Source organism: Nocardia wallacei (assembly GCF_029869545.1).
Taxonomy (GTDB): Bacteria; Actinomycetota; Actinomycetes; order Mycobacteriales; family Mycobacteriaceae; genus Nocardia; species Nocardia wallacei_A.
Genome location: NZ_JARWQD010000136.1, coordinates 46419 through 65072 on the forward strand (window position 1 = coordinate 46419; position 18654 = coordinate 65072).

Annotated in this window: 19 protein-coding genes and 1 tRNA gene; 7 read left to right on the forward strand and 13 right to left on the reverse strand. The window is 65.8% G+C overall.

Features of this window, described 5'->3' with window-relative positions:
• Positions 1-431: 431 nt before the first annotated feature.
• On the forward strand, positions 432-725 hold the full coding sequence (locus QH290_RS10840) for a hypothetical protein (RefSeq protein ID WP_280382754.1): 294 nt from the start codon (positions 432-434) through the stop codon (positions 723-725).
• Positions 726-1158: 433 nt separating this feature from the next.
• Here the strand turns inward: QH290_RS10840 and QH290_RS10845 are convergent, their stop codons facing one another.
• The 10 genes from QH290_RS10845 to QH290_RS10890 all read right to left on the reverse strand — a co-directional run bounded on the left by QH290_RS10845 (position 1159) and on the right by QH290_RS10890 (position 10075).
• A complete protein-coding gene (locus QH290_RS10845; protein ID WP_280382755.1) occupies positions 1159-1806 on the reverse strand; it encodes an NUDIX hydrolase in 648 nt (215 codons plus the stop codon).
• 163 nt (positions 1807-1969) lie between these two features.
• On the reverse strand, positions 1970-2416 hold the full coding sequence (locus QH290_RS10850; protein ID WP_280382756.1) for a GNAT family N-acetyltransferase: 447 nt from the start codon (positions 2414-2416) through the stop codon (positions 1970-1972).
• Between the two features lie 221 nt (positions 2417-2637).
• The gene (locus QH290_RS10855) at positions 2638-3321 is read right to left on the reverse strand and encodes a ribulose-phosphate 3-epimerase (RefSeq protein ID WP_280382757.1); all 684 of its coding nucleotides are present in this window, start codon (positions 3319-3321) and stop codon (positions 2638-2640) included.
• Entirely contained in the window at positions 3318-4436 is a 1119-nt protein-coding gene (locus QH290_RS10860) for a DegT/DnrJ/EryC1/StrS family aminotransferase (protein WP_280382758.1), read from the reverse strand. The genes QH290_RS10855 and QH290_RS10860 overlap by 4 nt, the downstream gene beginning before the upstream one ends.
• Complete coding sequence (locus QH290_RS10865; protein WP_280382759.1) at positions 4436-5389, reverse strand: MDR/zinc-dependent alcohol dehydrogenase-like family protein; 954 nt, start codon at positions 5387-5389, stop codon at positions 4436-4438. The genes QH290_RS10860 and QH290_RS10865 overlap by 1 nt, the downstream gene beginning before the upstream one ends.
• Positions 5390-5517: 128 nt before the next feature.
• Positions 5518-6636, reverse strand: coding sequence for a hypothetical protein (locus QH290_RS10870; protein ID WP_280382760.1), 1119 nt, complete (start codon positions 6634-6636; stop codon positions 5518-5520).
• Positions 6637-7764, reverse strand: a complete 1128-nt coding sequence (locus tag QH290_RS10875; protein WP_280382761.1) for a sedoheptulose 7-phosphate cyclase — start codon at positions 7762-7764, stop codon at positions 6637-6639. It abuts the gene before it with no gap.
• An 11-nt stretch (positions 7765-7775) separates the two neighbouring features.
• On the reverse strand, positions 7776-8879 hold the full coding sequence (locus tag QH290_RS10880; RefSeq protein ID WP_280382762.1) for an ROK family protein: 1104 nt from the start codon (positions 8877-8879) through the stop codon (positions 7776-7778).
• Positions 8851-9543, reverse strand: coding sequence for a 6-phosphogluconolactonase (gene pgl / locus QH290_RS10885; protein ID WP_280382763.1), 693 nt, complete (start codon positions 9541-9543; stop codon positions 8851-8853). The genes QH290_RS10880 and pgl overlap by 29 nt, the downstream gene beginning before the upstream one ends.
• 262 nt (positions 9544-9805) lie before the next feature.
• Positions 9806-10075 (reverse strand): hypothetical protein, encoded by a 270-nt coding sequence (locus tag QH290_RS10890; RefSeq protein ID WP_280382764.1) that lies wholly within the window; start codon positions 10073-10075, stop codon positions 9806-9808.
• A 531-nt stretch (positions 10076-10606) separates the two neighbouring features.
• Between QH290_RS10890 and QH290_RS10895 the strand changes: the two genes are divergently transcribed.
• The 4 genes from QH290_RS10895 to QH290_RS10910 all read left to right on the forward strand — a co-directional run bounded on the left by QH290_RS10895 (position 10607) and on the right by QH290_RS10910 (position 15563).
• Positions 10607-11719 carry a helix-turn-helix domain-containing protein gene (locus QH290_RS10895; protein ID WP_280382765.1) on the forward strand — a complete coding sequence of 371 codons (1113 nt, stop codon included), beginning with the start codon at positions 10607-10609 and terminating at the stop codon, positions 11717-11719.
• Positions 11716-12672 carry an inositol monophosphatase family protein gene (locus QH290_RS10900; RefSeq protein WP_280382766.1) on the forward strand — a complete coding sequence of 319 codons (957 nt, stop codon included), beginning with the start codon at positions 11716-11718 and terminating at the stop codon, positions 12670-12672. The genes QH290_RS10895 and QH290_RS10900 overlap by 4 nt, the downstream gene beginning before the upstream one ends.
• A gap of 147 nt (positions 12673-12819) precedes the next feature.
• The gene (locus tag QH290_RS10905) at positions 12820-12945 is read left to right on the forward strand and encodes a hypothetical protein (RefSeq protein ID WP_280382767.1); all 126 of its coding nucleotides are present in this window, start codon (positions 12820-12822) and stop codon (positions 12943-12945) included.
• Between the two features lie 935 nt (positions 12946-13880).
• Positions 13881-15563 (forward strand): recombinase family protein, encoded by a 1683-nt coding sequence (locus tag QH290_RS10910; protein WP_280382768.1) that lies wholly within the window; start codon positions 13881-13883, stop codon positions 15561-15563.
• Here the strand turns inward: QH290_RS10910 and QH290_RS10915 are convergent.
• Together QH290_RS10915 and mihF are read right to left on the reverse strand one after the other, a co-directional pair.
• A tRNA-Leu gene (locus tag QH290_RS10915) sits at positions 15529-15613 on the reverse strand. The two genes, QH290_RS10910 and QH290_RS10915, sit on opposite strands and share 35 nt — an antisense overlap.
• A gap of 103 nt (positions 15614-15716) precedes the next feature.
• Entirely contained in the window at positions 15717-16031 is a 315-nt protein-coding gene (gene mihF, locus QH290_RS10920; protein ID WP_280269475.1) for an integration host factor, actinobacterial type, read from the reverse strand.
• A gap of 288 nt (positions 16032-16319) precedes the next feature.
• Between mihF and QH290_RS10925 the strand changes: the two genes are divergently transcribed.
• Complete coding sequence (locus tag QH290_RS10925; RefSeq protein ID WP_280382769.1) at positions 16320-17312, forward strand: LLM class F420-dependent oxidoreductase; 993 nt, start codon at positions 16320-16322, stop codon at positions 17310-17312.
• A 3-nt stretch (positions 17313-17315) separates the two neighbouring features.
• On the opposite strand, the gene QH290_RS10930 is transcribed toward QH290_RS10925, so the two are convergent.
• Positions 17316-18152, reverse strand: a complete 837-nt coding sequence (locus QH290_RS10930; RefSeq protein WP_280269473.1) for a class I SAM-dependent methyltransferase — start codon at positions 18150-18152, stop codon at positions 17316-17318.
• Positions 18153-18256: 104 nt separating this feature from the next.
• Here QH290_RS10930 and QH290_RS10935 point away from each other — a divergent pair, with 104 nt between their 5' ends.
• Positions 18257-18451, forward strand: a complete 195-nt coding sequence (locus QH290_RS10935) for a hypothetical protein (RefSeq protein WP_280269472.1) — start codon at positions 18257-18259, stop codon at positions 18449-18451.
• Positions 18452-18654 lie beyond the last annotated feature (203 nt).

The following is an 18654-nucleotide window of genomic DNA, read 5'->3' on the forward strand; positions in this document are numbered from 1 at the left end:
CCTCTCCTCCTGCGTCACACCAGGGACCGCGCACCCACCGATCTCGACCAGCTTCCGAACTATGTCCTGGCTGCCTAATGACTTCCGGCACATGACGAATCAACACACGCGCACACACGACGCAACAGGATGTGCCCGTTCGCCAGTCAGCCTGTCACCAGGTGCACTGTTCCGGCGTCGTCGAAGAATCCGCCGGTCGGTCCGTCATCGGGGAGGGTCGCGAGGTGAATCGCGATTGCCGCGCCCTGTTGGGGTGCGGAAGCCGTTGAGGTCGGTGACAGTGGAGTGGTGCTCCCGGTTCGGCGGCGTAGCAGCTTCGACAACAGTTCGCTGGACGCTCCGACCTTCGTGGCCAGCACCACGCCCGGTCGATCGACGGCAGCGCGTCGGGTGCGGCGCTCCGCGGTGCACCCCTCGCCGACCGGACCCAGATGTCTTCGGCCGAGGTCTCCGACCTGACGGACCTGCCGTTGCCGCGCTGGCCTCGACACGATGGGAGCTATCCGGACGGCCCGCAGGTTCGCGACCATACCCAGCTGACACGGCTGATCGCCCTCGGCCGGACCTGGGCGGTCATGCCCGAGCCCGTCCGAACCCACCTGCGCGACAAGCACGCCATCGTGCCGGTACCGGACGCGCCGACGTCACGACCGTCATCGCCTGGCCACCGCACAGCAGATCCAAAGCCGTCGCCGACCTCGTCCGCACCGCAGTACCGCCTCTAGCCGATACCTCTCCGTATGGTTCAGGAATCCACGCTGCAAGCTCGCCGCTACATATCCTGTAGCCGCTTATCGAGCGATCGCCCGGCGGTGGTTGGTCGGGCAGTGGCGTGGCGCAGTCTCGCAGTCGGATCTCGTGACCACGAACGAAGCATCAGGAAATGCCATCGAATTGAGACTGGCAACGCCCGTCACGACGTGAGACAACCAGAAAACGGCCAGGTCAGCGAGCTCGCGGTCCGCCACGACTTTCGAGACCCTACACTGATGCAGGGCCACGAAAGTCATGGCCAAGTCTCAGAGTGGTTGGCCATGACTCGGCTGGTTCGCACGATGCTGAGGTTTCGCTCCCTTCGCTAGGCGGCGGCAGAATCGGCAGTTGCGGCCCGGCCCGCACTCAACCCTTTGCTCGATCCAGCGCCACTTCGTGCACGGCTCAATCGAATACGGTGGGCAGTTCGGGCTTGTTCCAATGCTCGTGAAGCAGCTGGATCTGGCTGTCGAGCACCCTGGTGTGGGACAGTTCGGGCAGGTCATCGACGGGGAACCAGCCGATCTCCATGGTTTCGACTGGGCTGGGTTCGCCGTGCGAGACGGTGTCGCAGAGGAAGAAGAGTTTGTAGACGTGGTACGGGAACACGGGCTGGTGTCCCTGTACGTCGCGGTCGAGTAGCGCGACGAGCTTGCCGGCGCGAACGACGAGTCCGGATTCTTCTTGGACCTCGCGCTCGATCGCCACCGATGGTGGTTCCAGGATGTCGCACCAGCCGCCGGGCAGTGTCCATCGTTCGTCGCTGCGGTCGCGGATCAGAAGGATGTGCCCTTCGTCGTTGAAGACGCCGCCGCGGACGTCGACCTTTGGGGTCATGTATCCCTCTTCGAGGGAGACGACCTTGTTCAGATCGTGTGGCGCGCCGTCGCTGACCATCGCCAAGAGGTCGACGGCGATGGACTTGGTTTGTTCGTATCGTTGCCGGTCGAACACATCGGTCGCGAACACGAGGCCGTTGTGGGCTATGGAAGCCAGGGTTAGGGCGAATGTACGGATCTGAGCTTCCGGCGACGGCTGCGAGTCGTCCATCATGCGTCCCTTCGGGTGGTTGGTCCGCCATATACAGGGATTTGGCTGATTGCGATTACGTTGGCGGAGTACGGCTTCGGGCTTGGTTGCGGGCGGCTGTTTGGCAGCTGGTGTCGCGGATGTTGCGGGTTCTTGGCGGTCCGGGATGTTTTGAGTCCCGTGGCGCTCATAGGCGCATTCGGTAGGTTGTCGATTCTCGTGGCTTGAATCCGAGCTGCTGGTAGAGATGGTTTGCCGCGACTTTGGACGGGGTGGAGGTGAGGTCGACAGTTCGCGCTCCACGTAGTTTGGCGATGTCCAATGCCGTTGTCGTGAGGGATTTTCCGACACCGCGGCCTCGTGCAGCCTGATCGACGACCACGTCCTCTATCCGGGCTCGTAGCCCGGTAGGGATTGCGTAGACGACCAAGGTCAGAGCACCGACGATGTCGCCGTCCAGACGCGCCACGAGCAGTTGTGTGGACGGGCTGGTCGCAACCTCCTCGAGCAGTTCTGCGGTGAGGGGTGCGGCGGTGGTGGACAGCTGTGGCAGCAAGCCCGCGAGCGCCGTCAAGGTCTCCTCGTCGACATTGGTCACGGTTTCGATTGCGAGGGCCTCGGACGTGTCCGGCAACAGTGCAATCCTTCCGTGCGTTGGTTCTCGATTCGGCGAAAGTCGTTCTGGTATCCCGTGTTTCGTCATCACCGCCCAGGCGATGGAGCCAGGTGCGTTCTCGGGCGATGTCGGGCGGACCTAGCGTAACCGGTAGGCCCGCCCGCCCCGGCATTGCCGCGTCCCCCACGTCCTGCACGGGTCAGCTGCATCGGCTCCGGCTTCGATGCGAATGGGCTCCGCTACGAGTTTCCGACGTTAGCGGCAGGGTTGCCTGATTTGGTGAGGTTGTCGATTGCGGTCTGGATATCGGTGTCGGGGGATTTGAAGACTGCGCTTGCGGCGACGAGGGTGTCGACACCGGCCTCGATTACCTTGGGTGCGGTGTGGCCGGCAACGCCGCCGTCGGCGACGAGTTCGACGGTGTCGAGGTACCTGTCCTGGAGGATGGTTCGGAGCTTGCGGATCTTGTCCGGGACGGTGGGGTCGAATGTGCTTGTGCCGGGCTGGCTGGTCATGAGGATGACGAAGTCCAGCCGGCCGAGATAGGGGGCGAGCCGCGCGATCCCGAGGTCGGGGTTGAGCACTAGTCCTTTGCGGACACCGGCGGTCTGCAGCGTGTCAAGGGTGGCGTCGATGTCGGTTGCTGCGTCGATGTGCAGGGAGACGCGGTCGACGCCGATTCGGACGAGGTCGTCGACGTATCGGTCGGGCTGGATGGTTTGCAGGTGGACATCGAGTGGCAGCTGCGTGTGGTCGCGGATCGCGGTGATGGTGCGCAGGCCGAAGCTGATGTCGTGGGTGTAGTGACCGTCCATGATGTCGAGGTGCAGGTACGGCGCATTGCTGTCGTTCACGGCGTCGATCGCGGCTTGCAGGTGCAGTGGATCGGCGCCCAGCAGTGCGGGTGCAACAGAGACGGTCATGCGGGGATCTCCTCGGTGGCTGTGATGGCTGTGTGCAGGGACTGGCAGACGAAGTCGATGTCTGTCGGTGAGAGGTCGGGCCGGATCGGCAGGCAGAGGGTGCTGGTCGCCTGGTGTTCGGCATTGGGGTAGTTCGCGGCGAACCGGTAGCGCGCGAATGCGGGTTGGCGGTGGATGGGGACGGGGTAGCGGACGACGGCGTCGACGCCGTCGGAGCGGAGGTGTTCGAGCACTGCGTCTCGGCGCGGTACGGCGATCTGGAACAGGTGGAAGACATGGTCGCCGGGCTTTTCGGGTATCGGGGTGACGGCGATTCCCGTGTGCGCCAAGGCTTCTGCATAGTGGCGGGCGATGCGTTGGCGCTCGCGGTTCCATGCGTCCAGGTGGCCGAGTTTGGTGTCGAGGACGATGGCTTGGAGGGCGTCGAGCTTCGAGTTCGTACCGAGGCTGACGTGGTTGTTCTGTCCGTCCTGTCCAAGGCCGCGCAGGATGCGCACGGTGCGCGCGATCTCGGCGTCGTTGGTGGCCACGGCACCGGCGTCCCCGGCGGCGGCGAGGTTCTTGCTGGGGTGGAAGCTGTATGCGGCTACAGCACCGAAGGTGCCGACCCGCTGGCCGCGCCAGGTGGCCCCGACGGCTTGTGCGCAGTCCTCCACCACGACGGCCTGGTGGCTGTCGGCGATCGTGGTGAGGCGGTCCATGTCGAGACTCCGGCCGAATAGATGGACGGCAATGATCGCGCGAGTCCGCGGCCCGCAGGCCGCGGTGAGGGCGTCGAGGTCCATGAGGTAGGTGTCGCGCTCGCAGTCGACGAGCACGGGGGTGGCGCCCACCGCGGTGATCGCAAGGACGGTGGCGTGGAAGGTGTTTGCGACCGTGACGACCTCATCGCCGGGCCCGATGCCGAGCGCGGTGAGTGCCAGGATGAGCGCGTCGGTGCCGGTGTTGACCCCGATCGCATGCTCGATTCCGAGGTACTCGGCAAAGCGGCGCTCGAACTCGGCGACGGTCTCGCCGAGGACGTAGTCGCCGGTGGCCAGCGCGCGCTGAATCCGTTCGGAGGTGGCGGGCAGGTCGTCGAACTGGGCGCGGTAGTTGTAGCGGGGAATGTGCATTACGACTCCCGGTGGATCGCTGGGTGAATCTGCACGATCGTCTTGCCGAGCACCCCGCCCACCGCGCTGGCCGTCAGGCAGTCGGCGGCCTCAGCGAGACCGACAATGCGCGTGGTCAGGCGCTGCGCACAGGTGGCCAGGGACCACCCGTCGGTGCCGGAAGGCTGGCTCAGCAGCGACAAGGCGGCGAGGAAATCGGCTCGGGTCGCGCCGTAGGTGCCTGCCACCGTGTAGTACCTGCCGTTTCCGTGGACCGTCCGGGCGAGCTGGTTGCGCCGCACCGGGTCGATGTCGATGCCGTGCAGATAGCAGGAGCCTGGTTGAGTTCCAGCGAAGATCAGCAGCGCTCCGGCGTCGGCGAGCATCCGCCGACAGGTGACGAGATAATCCGGTGTCGCGGCGGCGGTCGCCAGCACAACCCGGTTGAACTGGGTGTGGCGTGGAACCGGCCGCAGCATCTCGGGCGGTAGCGCGCGGCGGTCGCGGAGAAACTCGATGCGTTCGCTCTTCCGGTTCACCAGCACGCAGCGGTGGCGTTGCGCGGTGAGAACAGCGCTGATCAATGTGCCGGCCATCCCGGCGCCGACGACCGCGATCGGCGAGTGAGGGTCGATCGCGAGTTCGGCGGTGACCTCGTGCATGCGGGTCACGCAGTGCACCGCGCACGCCAGGGGTTCGCCGAATACCGCGATCCGGTCCGGGAGTCCCGCCGGGACCGGGACCAGCGCGGCGTGGAGCTGCTGCGGCTCACCGGTGAGTTCGACGATTTCGGCGAACCCGGAGGTCCGTCCCGTCAGTGCCGGGTGGGGATCGAACAGGACCGTCCGGCCGTGGAGGTCCGCCAGTGCGGGCGGGGCAGCGAAGACGGTACCCGCGATTTCGTGACCGAAGTCGCGGCGCTCGTACCGTGTGCCGCTGATCTCGCGGAGGTCGGATCGACAGATCCCGACCATGTGAGGAGCGAGAAGGACTGTGCTGCAACCATTTCCAAGCTCTGTCTCCGCAAGCGTCACGCTAGTCATGAATGCGGCTTGATCGTGGTGTTCGATGCGCTGATAGGTCGCCGCACCACGTGGCTTCATCAGGCGCCTCCGAGTTGGTCGGCCACGGTGGTGTGGAGGTCGACCGAGCGCGTCCGCTGCGCCATGGTCGCATCGACGACGACCTTGGCGTACTCGCCCAGCGACCGGTCGCGCTGTGCCATCGCCGGGATGCGCTGGGCTGCCTCGTCCAAGGAGACCACTTGCGTGATCACCCTGGCGTAACGGGCGGGGGCTGCGAGCAGGTGCTGCTGGGCGTGGCCGAGCTGAATTGCCGAGGTTCCGCGGTGGCCGGTGAGCCACAGCCGCTGGCCACGGTTCGTGTCCACGTTGGTAGGGGCGACGCCGTGCCCGCAGACGTTGGTGCGCCGCACCGCGGACAGGTCAGCGGCCGGGAGCCCAGGGTGGCGCAGGTCGGCGGGGATGCCGCCGAACAAGTCGAGGACACCGTCGGCCGCGAGGCTGTCGATGGCCCGGCCGACAGCCTCGAACGCGGCTTCGCGCGGCACGCACACGACGGCTCCGGTCACGCTGCCGGTTCGCACGGAGTCCGTGATGGCGTCGGCATGCAGCACGTCGAGCTGCTGGAGGAATCGCCGCCGTTCTCGGCGCGGGTGCACCACCTGGATGCGGTAGCCGAGGTCTTCGCCCAGCATTGCCAACAGCAGCCCGGCGGACCCGCCCCCGAAGATCGCCACTGATGCACCCGAGTGCAGCCGCGGACGCATCAGCTCCCAGGCGTACAGAGCGGTCGCAGTCGGCTCGACCAACGGGCCCAGATCCAGAGGAAGCGCACCGTGGGCGGGGACGACACGGTGCGACGGTATCTCGTGGAGCAAGTAGTCCTGCAGGAGCCCGTCGTGGCTGTGGCCGAGGATCACGTCTTGGTCGTCCGGATCGACAGGGTTGAAGATCTCGCAGCGCTCGCGGGCGCCGGATCCGCTGTTGAGCCGTACCGCGATACCTTCGTGGCCGAGGATCGCGGCACGATCGGAACGAACGCCACGCTGGATCTGCAGGTCGGTCCCACAGACACCGACTCGCAGAACCCGCCGCACCGGCCCCGTTCCAGATTGGAATGGGCTGGCGGTGCGCTGGAGTTGGAGACCGCTGCCGATGCGCACGAGCGCACGGTTGTCGATGGTGAGTGTTGTCGCCATTCAGGCCTCGCACAGTTCGCGGTGGAGCGGGCGCAATGCGTTGGCCGCGGTTGTCAGTTCCGTGGGGGAAATGTCCTGGGCGAAGATGGCTGTGCCAATCTTGGTGAGTAGGGGAATGTTCTGGCTGCCGTCGCGGTGGCGGATCGAATCGGCCAGTCCGGCCTGCAGGATCTCGTCGGTGAGGCACGTGTGGCTCAGGGGCAGGCCGACACGAGACAGCAGGGCGACGATCCTCGTTGCACAGTCGTCATCGATGAGTTCTCGATGGAGCGAGATCAGGCACGACAGGGCGATGTCGATCGCAACGGCCTCTCCGTGATACAGCTTCGGTTTCGCAGCTAGCTCGAACGCGGGGCTGAAGGTGTGCCCGAAGTCGGGCAGCCGTGCGAGGTTGTCCTCCCACAGGTTCGGCTCCAGCTCTTCGAGGATCGCGGTGATCGCGGCATCGATGACCGGGCCGCTCACGGTCGTGTCTGATCCGAAGTGGCGCGCGGTGGTCCATTCTCGTTCGACCCGGTCGAACAGTCCGCTGTCTTTGACCAGCGCTATCTTCAGCACTTCGGCCATGCCGTTGGAGATCTGCCGGTCCGGCAGCGTCGTGAGGAAGCACGGATCGACGACGGTTTCCGACGAGGCGAAGTAGGTGCCGAGCCGGTTCTTGCGGCCGTTGAAGTTGATCCCCGTTTTGACGCCGACGGCGGCGTCGACCATGCCCAGCAGGGTGGTCGGGACCCGGATGTAGGGCACGCCCCGGCGGTAGATGCTCGACGCGAAGCCCACAACGTCGGTCAGCACACCGCCGCCGACCGCGACGACGGCGTCGCGGCGCCGGCTGAGCCCGAACTTGTCGTACTCGCGGATGATCCGGCTCACGGTGTCGGAGTTCTTGCTCCGCTCGGTCGTATCGATCGGTACCACGGTGCAGTTCGCGGTGTAGTCGGCGAAATAGCCGACGATCCGGTCGCCGAACAGGCTCATGACGGTCGAGTCGATGAAAACCAGGGTGCGCCGATTCCCCACCCCGACCGCGTCGGCCAGATCGCTGTTGTCCGGATCCAAACACTGCCGAGTCCGCCGGATCTTGTACGAAATCGTCTGTGTCGCACCGACACCCCAAATGCGGTCCACGTCATCGACTCCTATCCCCCGTACCGGCGTCCGGCCGGTAGCGTTTGTTGGCGAGCGAACAACCCTGCGCCGCGCAATGGATCGAGCCCATCGGACTCCCACCGCGAGATCCGGTCTCGGAAAACGCTGGGCTGATAGGTGGATACGAGATAGAGCCCGTCGGCCTCCAAGGTCCGGTACAGGCTCGTCATGTAGTGGTCGCCCAAGGTGTCGACGACCCCGCCGGACAGGTACATGTGGTCGATACGGGGATCGATGGCCATCGCATACAGCAACGCCCGCGCGAGTGGAGCCGTCACGTAGTCGAGAAACGTTGTCGCCGTAGGGATGTTCGCGTCCAACGCCGCGCACAGCTGACCGAGATACGAGACCGTCCCCTCCTCGGCCTCCTCACCGAGACCAAGAATGTTCGCCCACTGCGAGAGCAGCCTCTCGATCGCCTTCCCCGCAGCGATCGACGACACGTGCCCGACCGCGCCGCAGTCACACACCGGCTGCTCGATCCCCATGGGCGCGGCCGCCACGGCCGGTAGATGCCCGATCTCGCCCTGGACTCCGTGCACGCGGTCCAACAGGACCTCGCCGGAGGCCACATCGATTGTGCGGGCGGCGATTCCACTGCTCACCGTCACCGCCGCAATCCTTCGCAGACCACTGTCGCCGACTCGGCTGCTAGCGGTGATCGCCAGCGCCAGGCTCGTCACATCGTTGACGACCCACCACCGCACACTGGGCTCGGCCGCTGCCAGAGCGGCGGCCAGATCGTAACGATCGGTGCTGTCACCCCAGAGCGGTGCACTGGCCAGCACCTGCCCGGTATGACCATTCGTCGCGGCCCCGATGGAAATGCCTACCTCCTGCACGCCGGGCTCGCGGTCCAGCAACTGGCGTGTCCGGTCCAGCAGAAACTTCACCATCAAGTCGCGAAGCGTCGCGGCGTTGCTGCCTGTGCGCGCCTTCGTGACCGCGGGATGCCGGTCCGGAACGTCAAGTGCACCGTCGGGAGACCAGACCGCCGACCGCCACCAGGTGCCACCGAGATCGAAGACAATCACCGGCCGGTCGCCGATTCCAACATCCGGCATCTCAATCCCTTCCCGGCCATGCGGCAGCATCGGCGAACACGAAGCCGTCGTCGCCGAGCACGACAGCAGCCGGCACCGGCACGACATGAGCATCAGGGCTCAGAACCGAGGACAGCGCTGCCTTCTTGCTGGCGCCGGTCGCCAGCAGAACACGTGTCGGGATCGCCCGGAGATAGTCGACGCCGAGGCTGATCCGTGGCTCGCCGTGATACACAGTCGACACGACATACTCGGCCTGGCCGGTGTTCACGTTGTGACCGAAGATCGACGCCGTATGCCCATCGGTCCCGAGACCCAGCACCGCGATATCGGGTACTCCGTCGGCGCGCAACGCGGCGAGCTGGTCGGCATACTCCGCAGCGACGACCTCGCCGTCACCCGCGGTGGGAACTGGGTGCCAGCCTGCTGGATGCCCGGCAAAGATGCGGCCGAGCGTGGCCTCGATCAGCGCTGCCGATCGGTCGGCGGCCTGCGAGATCAGCCGTTCGTCGGTTTGCACGAAATTCACTCTGGCCCAGTCGATATCGCAACTGGTCAGTCGACGGTAGGTCAGCGCAGGTGTCGATCCACCGGCGACCGCGATCAGGCACTCGCCGGTCTCGGTGATCGCCGAGCGTGCGTGGGTCGCAATCAGTTCGGCCGCTGCCGACGCGACCTCCTCGGGTGTTTCACGGAACACGCAGGTGAGTGGCACTATCCCTCCAGGCTGGTTTGTCGAGGATCACTCAGCGGAGGCAACCGCCGCACGAAGCGGGCCGCCCGCTCATCACCGTGATCAGCGCGGTGGACGTAGTAGGCCAGCACGCCCGCAATCCTGTCCGGCCGTTCCGGTTCCGGCGGACCACCAGCCCGCAGCGCATCCGCCTTGTCGGTGTCGCACCGTCGTTCATACGCGGCCATAAGTGCGTAGTGCCGCTGTTGCGCGGTCGAGCCACTTTCTCGGCTCCCCAGGGTGCTCATTGTGCCGCGCTCGCCGATACGTGAGCCTGTGCGTAGGTCTGGTCCGGCTCTACTGTGACGACGTCGCACACCTGGCAGATCGGCGCTGGGTCACCACCGATGTGATCGAGATTCGGCGTGATCACGGCGGCGACGTCGTATCCGCGAGCTGTATTAACCAGTCGCGCAACAGGATCGTCGACTCTCGCTGAATTGCGGACGACTACACGCAGCAGGCGATAACCCATATGGTCCGCACGTCGGAGGACGGATTCCTCGTTGGCCACTCTCGCAGGCAAGGCACTGTCCACGTACCCGATCGCAGATGGCCGACCAGGCTGCACCGGCATGTCCTGCCTGGGCATGTACGGATATGTCATGCCAGCACCCCCGCTGAACGGTCCGTCGCCACCTGTCGAACCCCCAGCCCGGATCGCTCAGGCACCCGTGATCGGCACCCTTCGCCTATCCGGACTACCGCTGCGACAGAAGGCGTTCCGTCGTCGCGGTGCTGTGTTGGCAGCCGACACCGGCGCATCGTGTTCTGCGTGGCATCGGTCATGCGGCTACCTCCCGTAGTGGTTCGTCGGGCTTCCAATAACCGTCGCACCAGCACTGTTCCCCTCACACCTGCGCGACAGTTCGACGATCACCCGGTCCATGGGTTGGCGTGACCTGCGGGTTTCCCCGGAACTCTGAGATTGCCCATCTCGATGGGTAACCTGAGTGCGCCGTGACCGTTCCGGGTGTGGGGAGGGCTGTCTGCCGTGGGTGTCTCATCGAGACCGTCGAACGCGAATTCTCGGACGAGCCAATCGTTGAGCCCGCAGGCACGCGGCCGGGAAATGGCCGCCGTCGGCAAGAAGCTATGGACCGAGATGGGGTCGGTAACACGCGCGGCGACCGAGCTGATGGCCCGATACCCGGATGTGCCGAGCCTGCAGGCGCATCGGTACGCCGCCGGTCTGTCCCAGGATCAAGCTGCCGAGCGCTACAACGAGGCCACCGACCACCAGACGAGCCTCGGTGGCACCTCCATCAACGCCTGGGAATCCTGGGCCCGCGGACGCGGACGAGGCTCACCCCCGTCGATGTCGAGCGTGCTGATCCTGTGCACCGCCTACGGGCGCGGACCGCTCGGCATTGCCGACGAACAGATCTCGCCGACCGAACTGGTCGCCGAAGCCTACGAACGCCTGCCGATCGAAGACCAGCTGTCGCTCAAACAGTTCACCCATGACGCGCAGCCACAACCACCGCGCACCCCAGCGCAATCCGCGACCGCGTGGGTGCAGACCGGGGACTCCGGTGCCGGTGGGCCGACCAGCCAGGTCGGTGAGCAATTCACGTTGACTGCGCCGACCGTCGAATACGGCAACCCCGACATCAGTGTGTTCACGCTGCCGAACCCTCGGCCGGGACAGCTATTGGACCTCACCTGGGCGACGTTCGGGTACGGCGTGGAACGGCTGTCCGCGCAGATCAAGAATGTCGGACGACGACTCGATGTCGATGTGTGCTTCGGTGTCAACGAGGCCGGTCTCGTGATGGCCAGCTTCCTGGCGTCGTCCCGCTTTTCCCGCTGCAAGATCGGCTACCTGCGTTGCAACAAGGTCCGCGACGGCATCGACCTCGACGACGCCTCGTTCTTCCCTGCCGCAGACGCAGCCACCACCATCTTCATCTGCGATTTCGAGGTCAAGCACGCCGATGTCATCGGATACCTCACCCGCCGAGTGCGCGAACACTACCCAGCCGCGGACCTGTACTTCGCCGTGTTCGGAGCCATGACCAAGAGTCGCGATCTGCGAGTGGCCAGCTTTGATGACCTGACCGGAGCGAAAATCATGCACGCCGCCGACCTCGAAGCCGTCTTCATCGCTGCCACAATGAGCCCGCCCGGAATCGAACCCCCACTGGAGCTGCGATGACCCAACAGGAAGACGCTCAACCCACGACCGAACCGAACGCCATCCCCGACCTCGCGCAGAACCTCGCCAGCCTCGTCCGCCGGATGATGCTCGAAATCCGGCCACGACTGATCGCCGGCGCCCTCACTGGCAACCGCGCCGAAAACGAGAACCTGCGCCACACCGACAACTTCCTGTCCGACTACGACCTGTGGATGCACCAACGCTACAAAGACCTACTGGCCGAACACATTCCAGCCTTCGTCTACGCCTCTGAAGAAGCCGACCCCGAGGTCATCGGCGACGAACCCGCCCCCGACCTGTGCGTGCTGGTCGACCCTCTCGACACGAGCGAACTGGCTGTGCGGGGCCTGTACGGATACACCCACATCCTGATCTACTCGCGCTCTTTGGCGCGGCCGATCGTCGCTGTCGTCGGCGACATCTTCCACCACGTCCAGCTCTACCTCGCCGCCCGCGACGACACCGGAACCGATCGAGCGTTCATGATCACCGCCGACGGCATCGAACATGCCCTCGCCCGGCCGTCACAGGCCGCACTGCCCGACGCGCTGGTCACCAACTATCTGATGCGTCCCGAACAGCGGTTCCAGCCGCTGGCCCGGCAACAGCGATTCCTGACCGCACTGAGCGCCGCACCCGGCGACGGCAAAGCGAAGGGCCGCATCGGTGTCGACTTCGGGTCCGTCGGACTGTGCCACGTAGCCGCCGGATTCTCCGACGCCATGATCGAATTCGCCAAAGGGTTCGCGATCTGGGACCTCCTCCCTGGCCACTACATACTCCACGCCGCGGGCGGAACCGTCATCCAACTCGACGGGACACCACTGCCACTGGACTACAACCTGGGCTCCCTGACGAACATCAACCGTGCAATGAGCACACGCCGGAAGTTCATCGCCGCCGGGAACTCCGCTCTCGCTGACGAAATCCGGACATCACTCAACACGTGAAACGTGGCAGTAGAATCTCCTGCCCGCCGATCCGAACCCAACCCGCCATCCCATCCAGCGAAGGTATCCGTGAAGGTTGGTCTACTGCACACCCCGGTCGGATGGGCGCGGCCGTAGGGGGCTCGCCTCACCAGCCACGACCGCAAGGTGGTCCTGGTCGAAACCGTCGCCGCCGAGCTGACCATCACCCAGCCGTCCGAGATCGGCCTGACGAGAAATCCTTCGCCCTCCTGGCCGCGCATGCCGTCCACGGAGACACAGCCCGCGCGCTGATCGCGGCTGCCCTGGAGCTGCGCACCGGGGCGGCGTGAGGGCCGAGCAGCCTCGAGGCGCTGCGTTGTCCATGCCGCCACTCTCTTGCCACCGACTTCGGAGCTGAGCCGCCGGTCGCTGTTGGGGCACAGTCGGTGCGCCTCGCGGTCCAGGCTGGCGATCTCGATCGGTACCCCGGTATCGCCAGAACTCTTTCGCCCGGTCGAACGGCATTATCTCCGCTTGCGCATCCGCGATGTCCATTTCCGGTCGAATTTCAGGAGTCCTCCGGTGAAGCACCCCACCAGCGAGACATCGGAGGCGACCCCATGACCGACCACCACAATCGACAGCAACCGACACCTCCCGACACGAACGGGATATCTTGGCGACACTAATAAATCAATGGAAAACCGATGCGGAAACCAATCACCCTGCGCGAAATGGCCGCAAACTTCACGCTAATACGCCATATGAAATATATACTGGACCAACCTGTCGACCATTCGGCGCATGAATATGGGCCGAATGGTTATCAATTGCTGAAGGATGGCCGTTGATTACTCGTTTTCGGTTCGATATTTCCTGGTCTGATGAATAATTGCCGGTGAATCACCGGCGGAGGTGAAGGAGCACTCCTCTTATGGTACGTCCTAGGAGCAAAAAGAGTATCAAGATCAGCGGCGGTGTCAGAGACGGGTGGTTGACAACAGCAAGTCCGTGGAGCATCGATAACAGGTCCGGACGCGCCCGGCGCAGGATTCGCGACTGCGTACGACCGGACGTGCGATGACCCAACGGCGAGAGAGTGCGGATTCGCCGGAACGAATCATCGTCGTCGTTCCGGCAGAACCACCCACACTCACCCCCGCAGCCGCAGCGGGCCTGTTGCGGCTGATTCGCCGGGCCGCGTCCGAAATACCGGAAGACGACAAGTCAACAACAAGGAGAGCCGCGTGAGCATCAGTTTCGCGTTCGCGGGACGGGTATCCACCGAGGACCAGCAAGACCCGGAAGCGTCGCGCCATTGGCAACTCGCGCGAGCGCGCGCGTTGATCGAGCGGCACGGTGAGATCGTCGCAGAGTTCTTCGACATCGGGCAGTCTCGATCGATCCCGTGGAAACGCCGCCCGCAGGGGGCGCGGCTGCTGGAGCTGTTGAAACAAAGCAATCGCGGGTTCGACGCCGTGGTCATCGGCGAGCCCCAACGTGCCTTCTACGGCAACCAGTTCGGCCTCACCTTCCCAGTGTTTGTGCACTACGGGGTGCAGTTGTGGGTGCCCGAAGTCGGTGGCCCGATCGACCCGGAATCCGAGGCCCATGACCTGATCATGTCGGTGTTCGGTGGCATGTCGAAAGGTGAACGCAACCGCATCAAGATCCGCGTGCGCGCGGCGATGGCAGCCCAGGCGCAGGTCGAAGGCCGCTACCTGGGCGGCCGACCACCCTACGGCTACCGGCTCCTCGACGCCGGACCGCACCCCAACCCCGGCAAGGCCGCCGACGGCAAACGGCTACACAAACTCGAAGCTGACCCCCTCACCGCCCCGGTTGTGCGCCGTATCTTCACCGAATACCTGTCCGGCATTGGCATCTTCGCCATCGCCCAACGACTCACCGCCGACGACATCCCCTGCCCATCGGCGCACGACCGGCGACGCAATCGCCACCGCTGCGGTGCTGCCTGGTCCAAGAGTGCGGTTCGTACCATCCTCACCAACCCCCGCTACACCGGCTACGAGGTGTGGAACAAGCAGCACAAGCACGAATCGCTGATCGACGTCGACGACGTCGCCCTCGGCCACGAGACCAAACTCACCTGGAATCCCAAGGGTGATTGGGTCTTTTCCGACCGGCCCGTGCACGAGGCACTGATCACCAAAGACACCCTCGAAGCGGTCCGGCTCCGACTAGCCTCCCGCGGACCACGCTCCAACGGTCGCGAGATCACCGTGCGCCGCCACCACGGCTACGGCTTCCGCGGGCTGCTGTTCCACGAGAGCTGCGGGCGACGGATGCAAGGCAGTTGGAATCACGACGCGGCGCACTACCGTTGCCGCTACCCCTCCGAATACGCGCTCACCAACAACATCGACCATCCGCCCTCGGTGTACCTGCGCGAAGACGCCATCATCGGTTCCGTGGACGCCTGGCTCGCCGAAGCATTCTGCCCCAACCGAATCCAGCACACCCTCGAACTGCTCGACAAATCCCAACGCGACGACACTCCACACCTGTACGCGGCGCAACACGCTCTGGCCGAATGCGATCAGAAACTCGCCCGCCATCGCGCCGCGCTGGAAGCCGGAGCCGACCCGAAGCTCGTCGCCGAATGGACACGCGAAGTGCAACGAGAGCGAGACGTCGTGGCAAACCGAATCACCGCGATCAACGCGCAGGTGGCCACTACGCACAAGATGAATCCCGAGGAAATCAGACAACTGGTCGACAACATCGGCGGTCTGCTCGCCATCCTGAGGACCGCAGACCCCAACGACAAACGTGAGATATACCGACAACTGGGCCTGAAACTAACCTATAACCACAACACACGGACGGTGGTCGCCGAAGCTGCCCCGCAACCGCCCGTGGGCCCAGTGGTTGTGTCCGGAGGGGGACTTGAACCCCCACGCCCTTAATCGGGCACTAGCACCTCAAGCTAGCGCGTCTGCCATTCCGCCACCCGGACCGGTGGTGCTCAGCAAGGTTATCGGATCCGCCCGCGAGGTCCAAATTACATCGGTTGGTGCAGGTCCCGTCGCAGGTCCGGATGCTGAGCGCCGCCGCGGGGCCTAGTTCTTGATCGCCTCGAGCAGTGCCGCCCGCTGGCGCGAACCCAGGCCGCCGATACGGCGATCGGCGGGAATCTCCGCCTCGTCCATCAGCTTGGCGGCCTTGACGGGGCCGATGCCGGGCAGCGCCTTGATGACGGCGGCGACCTTCGTCTTCTTGACCAGATCTTCCTTGTCCGCCCGCTCGAGCACCTTGGCCAGCGAGACCTTGCCCTTGCGGACCTCTTCGATCAGCTCGGAGCGGGCCTTGCGGACCGCGGCCGCTTTGGCCAGCGCGGCGTTGCGTTGCTCGGCGGTCATGGTGGGGAGTGCCATGTCTACTACCTTTCGCTCGTTCGCTGGAACCTCAACGGCACCGATTGAACATCACCGAGGCCCGGGTGGTGGCACGACACACCGCGAGGAAAATCGGGGTTTCCGTGGGTGATGAGGCCACCGACGGCTGCGGATGCGGGCGATTTGCCGGTGTCGCGAGCGCCGCTCGCCGCCGAATGGACGCGCCGAGCGCGTAACGGTTGCCGCCGCGCCGTCGAGTCGCGACAGTGGACGACGGTGTCGTGGCGAATCCGTCGCGGCCGGTCACACACGCGAAGGAGATCTCACGTGCGCTTCGGCATCTTCATCCCGCAGGGCTGGCGGCTGGACCTGGTCGGCATCGATCCCGCGGCGCAGTGGGGGGTGATGCGGGAGCTGGCGCGGCGCATCGACGCGGGCGACGCGTGGGAGTCGCTGTGGGTCTACGACCACTTCCACACCGTGCCGGTGCCGACCGAGGAGGCCACCCACGAGGCGTGGACGCTGATGTCGGCGTTCGCGGCGGTCACCGGGCGGGTTCGGCTGGGGCAGATGTGTACCGCGATGAGCTACCGCAACCCGGCCTATCTGGCCAAGGTCGCCGCGACGGTGGACCTGATCTCCGGCGGCCGCGTCGAGATGGGCATCGGCGGCGGCTGGTACGAGCACGAATGGCGGGCCTACGGGTACGGATTCCCCTCGGCCGGTGAGCGACTGGGCCGCCTGGACGAGGGCGTGCAGATCTTCCGGCAGGCGTGGACCACCGGCTCGGCCACCCTCGACGGCAAGCACTATCAGGTCGACGGCGCGCTCGTGCGCCCACTTCCGTTGCAGGAGGGCGGAATTCCGCTGTGGATCGCCGGGGGTGGCGAGAAGAAGACGCTGCGCATCGCGGCGAAGTACGCGGACTACACCAATTTCAGCGGCGACCCGGAGGGTTTCGCGCACAAGTCGGAGGTCCTGCGCGCACACTGCGCCGACGTCGGTACCGATTTCGACGCGATCGTGCGTTCCTCGAACTTCAACGTGGCGATCGGCCGCACCGAGTCCGAGGTCGAGGACCGGCTGGCGGCGCTGACCGCGCGCCTGGCCCCGTTCACCGGCGCCGCGCAGGCCGAGACTCAGGTGCGCGACCTGTTCCGCGGCACGGCGGCCGTGGGCACGCCGGAGCAGATCGTCGAAAACCTGAGCAAGGTCCGCGATCTCGGGCTCGGCTACGCCATCTTCAATTTCCCGGAGGCGGCCTACGACACCTCGGGCATCGAATTGTTCGAGCGCGAGGTGATTCCCGCGCTGCGCTGACCGTCAGCGCGGCACCCAGTGCTGTGCGCTGTCGTTCAGGTTCCACCACGGGACGAAGTTCGCGTCGGTGTCGGCGATCCGCCAGCCGGTGCCGAGCAGGTCGAAAAAGGCGTCGTCGCCGGTCTTCCCGCCCGGCGGCTCGCCGATGTAGATCAACTGCTCGCCACCGGCCCCGCGGAACTCGGTGAGCAGCTGCGAGGCCATCGCGTCGCCCCAGCCGGGCGGCCAGCACAGCAGCAGGACGCTGCCGGACCAGGGCGCGGCGGCGAGGTCGTCGAGATCGCCGACGGGATGCCAGGTGACCGGCTGGCCCGGCGTCGCGGGGAAGCACATATTGCGTTGCCGCTGCGGTGGTTCGGAGTCGTAGGCCAGCACCGGCACGCCGATCCGGTCCAGCTGATGTGCCCAATACCCGCGTCCCGCACCGATATCGAGCACCCGGCGTCCGTCGCACGTCCGCGCCACCCATTCCAGCGTGTGCGGGGACGGGATGGCGTAGGTGTAGACGGCTTGCAGGACGGTCTGCGCGTAGCGCAAGCGCGTGCTGCCGGAGTCGCTGCCGCCGTTGACTTCTCGGCGGCCGCCACGCTGCGGCGGGCCGGTGTGCACGCTCGGCGCGACGATGTCCCAGTACGGGTTGTCGCTGTCGCCGCCGGTCAGATAGTGCAGCATGCGAAGGTCGAAGGCGGCGTCCGCGTCCTCGTCACCGGTGCCCGACAGCCGGGGCGACAGCGCGAGATATTCGGCGACACCGGGATATTCGGCCTCGAACCGCGGTGCGTCGTCGAGCAGTTCGGCGAGTTCGTCGCGTCGAGCGGGCGACAGCGTGAATCCGGTCACGTCATCGATTGTGCCGATCCGCCCCCGGATCGGTCATGGGCACCTCCGCGCCCCGTCTCCGCCCGGGCGCCACAATGGCGGTACCACATCGAAGGGAGTCGACCATGACCGAGGACGCCGTGGCGGTCCTGCAGCGCTGGACCGACTCCGGCGGCACCTGGCGGGTCCTGAGCCGCCGCCCCGGTCAGGCGGTGGTCGGCCTATACGACTGCGCAGGCGGCACCGAGGTCGACCGCCTCACCTCCACCGACCCATCCCTCCTCCACTACCTAGGCACTCGCGCCTCCAGCGAGAGCTAGATCCCCGCCTCACGGCCCCAGGGGTTCTCTGCATTCCCCGCCTCACGGCCCCAGCGATTCCCCTGTATTCCCCGCCCCACCGCCCCCGAGGGGCGGGGGGGGGGGGTGGGGGGGGGGCGCGGGGGGGGGCCGGGGCCCGAGTGCGGGGGGGGGTGGGGGGCGGAGCAAGTTGTGTGGGGTTTGGGGGGTGGGGGGGGGGGGGG